Origin of the sequence: Flavobacterium sp. (genome assembly GCF_028712645.1) — a bacterium.
In the GTDB taxonomy this organism is placed as follows: Bacteria; Bacteroidota; Bacteroidia; order Flavobacteriales; family Flavobacteriaceae; genus Flavobacterium.
This window is the reverse complement of sequence record NZ_JAQTPQ010000240.1, coordinates 1-5,409: the sequence shown is the minus strand read 5'-3', so window position 1 is coordinate 5,409 and position 5,409 is coordinate 1. Positions and strand designations below refer to the sequence as shown.

Below are 5,409 nucleotides of genomic sequence, written 5' to 3'. Positions count from 1 at the left end.
TGCATTTGCAGATTCCTGATTCCGAATTTCGACTGAACCTCGAGTTCCTAATTCGCCACGAGTTAAATCAACGATTCCAACAACTTTCCCCAAAGCAATTTCCTTGGCAATTGTTCCGCCACAACCTAATTCTACATCGTCTGGATGAGCACCGAATGCTACTATGTCTAATTTCATTTTCTGTTTTTTTTAGTATTAATTTGGTACACTGATAAAGCTGATTCGCTTTGCGAAGACACGTATAAAAACGGATTTTTCAGTTAAGGAAATATTTAAATCTGTTTTTACCCGTGTCTTTACGAAGTAAATCCGTATCATCTGCGTCCCCTACAAAACCTTTTTCATTGTTGCTGATTTGTTGATGCTTTCCTCCCACTCTTTTTCGGGTATGCTGTCTTTGGTAATACCGCAACCCATAAATAAATGTGCTTGAGAATCCTCAATTTCCATACAGCGCAAATTTACAAACAAATCGGTTTGGTCTTCAATATTTAATTCTCCAAGAAAACCAGTGTAAAAAGTTCGGTCATAATTTTCATTTTCCAAGATGAACACTTTCGCCTTTTCCTTTGGCAAGCCACAAACCGCTGGCGTTGGATGCAATAATTTCACAACTTCTTGTAAACTTGAATCTGAATTTAATTGCCCTGAAATATCTGTTTTAATATGCCAAATACTTCCTGCTTTAACACTATATGGTTTTGAAATCGAAACTTCAGAAGCCACTTTTTTTAGCTTTTCGACAATATAATCAGTTACAAATTGTTGTTCTTCTTTTTCTTTTGAATGCCAAATTACCTCATTTGAAACTTCCTCTTTTTGAGTTCCTGCTAAAGCTATGGTTTCAAAATGATTGTTTTTCACTTTTAGTAATTGTTCTGGTGTTGCTCCAAGCCAAATCCCAACTTTTGGATGAAAAAAGCAATAAACAAAAGTGGAAGAATATAATTGTATCAACTTTTCGAAAGCATCTACAAAATCAAAATTAACTAAGTCAATCGATTCTTTTCTGGACAAAACGACTTTCTTGAATTCATTATTTTTTATGGCTTGAATTCCTTTAGAAACTAAATTTTCAAAATTATTCTTATCTAATTCATTTGGAAAATCAGCTGTTTTTTCCTTAAACTCAAACTTGTTGTCATTGCAAATAGCATTAACTATTTCAGATTTATTTTCTGGAATAAATACGATTTGACTTCCATCAAATGAAGCAAAAACAAAACCTTTTTCGGCAAAATCATTTACAGAAAATAAGGTATCATTTTTTTGAAATAACCCAATAATATTAACTTCATTAGGTTTTTTGTAAATAACAAAAGGAAGATTTTGACCAAATTGTTCCTTAGCTTTTTCTAGAAATATTTTCATTATGAATCTTGGCTTTTTCTTTTTGGCAAAACCATATTTGTCAATTTACAAAGTGAAATCAAATTATCATTTTCATCGGTAATCCTAATTTCCCAAAGATGAATACTTTTCCCTTTGTGAACAATTCGAGCGGTTCCATATACAATTCCATTGCGTTTGGCTTTTAAATGATTCGCCGATATTTCAATTCCACGAACCTCGCTAAGTTCTGAGTTGATGTATAACATTGAAGCCGCACTTCCCACACTTTCGGCTAAAGCTACTGAAGCTCCACCGTGGAGTAACCCCATAGGTTGATGAACTGCTGAATTTACGGGCATTTTTGCAACTAAAAAATCAGGTCCAGCATCAATATATTCAATATTTAGTGTGTGCATCAAGGTGTTTTTCGAAATTTGATTGCAATAATCAAGTATTTTTTCTCTGTCGAATGTCATAGGTTTTACTTTAAAAATGTAAATTTAAATAAAAGATAAGAGACAAAATAGTAAAACCAATTGTTATTAAAAATTCAAATTTAAAAATCGTTCATAAACCCAATTAGTTTTTTACTATTTTTACAAAAAATCTATTAAAATGCGTCAGTTAACTTTTTTGTTTTTTATTGGAATAATTATATCTCTATCTTCCTGCCGAAGTGATTTTGAAAGTGTAGCCAGCACTGGAAATTTAGGATTTTCAAAAGACACCGTATATTTAGATACCGTTTTTACTAATATAGGTTCAAGTACTTATACTTTAAAAGTTTACAATCACAGCAAAAATGATATAAAAATTCCAAGCATACGATTAGCCAAAGGTTTAAGTTCAAAATACAGAATGACAGTTGATGGAATGCAAGGAAATCAAGGGAAATCTTTTGACAATGTTACTATTTTGGCAAAAGATAGTATGTATATTTTTATAGAAACTACGGCAAATATTGCTGATGCTAATCCTACCGATTTTCTTTACACGGACCAAATTCAATTTGATAGCGGAGCAAATCTCCAAAACGTTGAATTAGTAACACTTATTCAAGATGCTGTTTTTCTTTATCCAAAACGTTTTGGTGATGGAACTACTGAAACACTTCCCATAGGCGATGAAGAAATTTATGGTTTCTTTTTAGATGCCAATGATCCTGTAAATGGCAATGAGCTCATTTTTACGAATCAAAAACCTTATGTAATCTATGGTTATGCGGCTGTCCCTTCGGGAAAAACGGTGACTTTTGATGCTGGAGCCAGAGTTCATTTTCACGCTGATTCCGGGTTGATTTTAGCTTCAAATTCAACCATCAATGTTAATGGAAGCCTATCTACAACTGAAAAATTAGAAAACGAAGTGATATTTGAAGGAGATCGTTTAGAGCCTGATTTTGCTGATGTATCTGGGCAATGGGGATTTATTTGGCTAACAGATGGAAGTACAAATCATAAAATAAATCATTTGACCCTTAAAAATGCAGCAATAGGATTATTGATTGATAATAATGACGGAACAAATGTTACTATAAAAAACACTCAAATTTATAATACTACCAATTATGGAATTCTGGCTCGAACAGCCAAAATAAACGGTGAAAATCTAGTTATAAGCAATGCGGGACTAGGCAGTTTAGCCTGCACTTATGGTGGAGATTATAAATTTACCCATTGTACATTCAATAATAATTGGCCAAGTTCGAGTCAAGTAGCTGTTTTGGTTAATAACTATTTTAACGGAGCTATCCCAGAAGTAAAAAATCTAACGGCTGCAACATTCAACAATTGCATTATTTATGGTTCCTATTCCAACGAATTAAATTTGATAAAAAAGGCAGGAGCCACATTCGAATACCAATTCAACAATTGTTTGATTAAGTTCGATAATGCTTCAAATACATACACGAATGACCCTCTATATCAATTCACTACAGACCCAGCACATTATAACGCTATTCTTCTAAGTAATACTCTTGTAAAAAATGACCCAAAATTCTTCAATATTTCATTAAACAAACTCAACATTGACGATACTTCTTCGGCATTCGCCAAAGGAAATTCAGACTACCTTATTCCATTAGATATCATAGGAAATACACGTACTTTACCACCAGATTTGGGAGCTTATCAAAATATGCCATTCCCAAAATAAATATTGGTTCGTCTTTATACCTTTCCAATGATTTATTTCTATAACAACTTGGAAAAAGTAGATTACTTAATTTAAAGTGACGAAAGCCTCCAAATCAATTGTTAAGAAAATTGTTATTAATTTAATATTGAGCATCCCGATAAATCGGGATGCTTTATTATATTTGATTTAATTTAACCCCCAAATTTAAAAAAAACAATTATGAAAAAAAACCTACTATTTTCAGCATTACTACTATTTTCGTTAGTGACTTTTGCCCAAATTCCTACTGGATATTACAGCACAGCTACAGGCAGCGGATATGTTTTAAAAACTCAATTGTACAACATCATCAAAGGACACACTGACAACGGGTATGCAGGTCTGTACACAACTTATCAAACTTCTGACATTGATAATTTTTATGAAAATGACGGATCAATATTAGATATGTATTCAGAAAATCCTTCTGGAACCGACCCTTACAATTATTCTTCAGGATCGACTCAAAGATGCGGCAATTATTCTGCAGAAGGAGATTGTTATAATAGGGAACATATCATTCCACAGTCAGTATTCAATTCAGGCTCACCAATGGTTGCCGACGCTCACTTTATCACTCCAACAGATGGAAAAGTAAACGGACAGAGATCAAATTATCCACACGGAACCGTTGCAACTGCAACTTGGACATCATTAAACGGAAGCAAATTGGGATCAAGCGGAGTTGCTGGTTACACGGGAACAGTTTTTGAACCTATAGACGAATTTAAAGGTGATATTGCTAGAATGTATCTGTATTTTGCCACTCGTTATGAAAATACAGTTGCTTCTTATTCTTACCCAATGTTTAATGGGACAAATAATCAAGTATTCACGACTGCATTTTTAAATATGTTGTTGGCTTGGAATAATCAAGACCCAGTAAGTGCAAGAGAAATTGCTCGTAACAATGCCATTTATGCTCGCCAAAACAATAGAAATCCTTATATCGACCATCCTGAATATGTTCAAGCGATTTGGAATCCAACCGCAGATACTCAAGCTCCGACTGCTCCATCTTCTTTAGCAGTATCAGCTACAACAATAAATTCAGTTTCTTTAAGTTGGTTAGCTTCAAGTGATAATATTGGCGTTACAGGATATAAAATATATATGAATGGTGTTTTAAAGACAACCGTAACAGGATTAACAGCAACAATCACTGGACTTACGGCTTCAACAACCTATTCATTTTATGTAATTGCTAGTGATGCCGCCGGAAATTCTTCACCAATTAGTAATACTGTAAATGGAACTACTGCTACACAAATTTTCGACACACAAGCTCCAACTTCTCCTTCAAATTTAGTAGGCTCAGCAATTACAACAAGTTCAGTTACTCTAAATTGGTTAGCTTCTACAGACGATACTGGAGTTACTGGATATGATGTCTATATGAATGGAATTCTAAAAGTATTTGTCACAGGATTAACAACAACAGTTTCAGGACTTACAGCATCTACGGCTTATTCATTTTATGTAATTGCGAAAGATGCCGCTGGAAATTTATCCACAGCCAGTAATATTATCAATGTAACAACTTCTGCAACTAGTGGTTCTGCCACTGACTTAATGTTCTCTGAATATATTGAAGGCTCATCTAACAATAAAGCACTGGAAATTGCAAACTCTACGGGAGCTCCAGTAAATTTATCAATTTATAAAATAAAAAAACAGACCAATGGAGCTGGTGCTTGGAGTACTGGTTTAAGTTTGTCTGGAACTCTTACTGATAATTCGAAATTTGTAATTGTAAATAGTTTGATTGCACTAGCTTGTTACAACAAAACTTCTGCAAATATTTCAACTTCTGCAACTGAACTAACTTTTAATGGAAACGATGCTGTGGGTTTATTCAAAAACAATGTATTAATCGACATCATCGGAACCTTTAATGGG

5 protein-coding genes are annotated in these 5,409 nt (G+C 33.6%); 2 read left to right on the top strand and 3 right to left on the bottom strand.

The window, feature by feature from the left end:
* From PHC28_RS15185 to PHC28_RS15175, 3 genes are all read right to left on the bottom strand, one after another.
* Positions 1–177: PIG-L family deacetylase (locus tag PHC28_RS15185; protein ID WP_300102525.1), on the bottom strand; the 177-nt coding region annotated here is incomplete at its 3' end.
* A gap of 150 nt (positions 178–327) precedes the next feature.
* Positions 328–1,371 carry a chorismate-binding protein gene (locus tag PHC28_RS15180; protein WP_300102522.1) on the bottom strand — a complete coding sequence of 348 codons (1,044 nt, stop codon included), beginning with the start codon at positions 1,369–1,371 and terminating at the stop codon, positions 328–330.
* Positions 1,371–1,808 (bottom strand): PaaI family thioesterase, encoded by a 438-nt coding sequence (locus PHC28_RS15175; RefSeq protein ID WP_300102519.1) that lies wholly within the window; start codon positions 1,806–1,808, stop codon positions 1,371–1,373. The genes PHC28_RS15180 and PHC28_RS15175 overlap by 1 nt, the downstream gene beginning before the upstream one ends.
* A 139-nt stretch (positions 1,809–1,947) precedes the next feature.
* Here PHC28_RS15175 and PHC28_RS15170 point away from each other — a divergent pair, with 139 nt between their 5' ends.
* Both PHC28_RS15170 and PHC28_RS15165 read left to right on the top strand, forming a co-directional pair.
* Positions 1,948–3,489 carry a hypothetical protein gene (locus tag PHC28_RS15170; RefSeq protein ID WP_300102516.1) on the top strand — a complete coding sequence of 514 codons (1,542 nt, stop codon included), beginning with the start codon at positions 1,948–1,950 and terminating at the stop codon, positions 3,487–3,489.
* A gap of 201 nt (positions 3,490–3,690) precedes the next feature.
* The coding region (locus tag PHC28_RS15165) for an endonuclease (RefSeq protein WP_300102513.1) at positions 3,691–5,409 on the top strand (1,719 nt) is incomplete at its 3' end.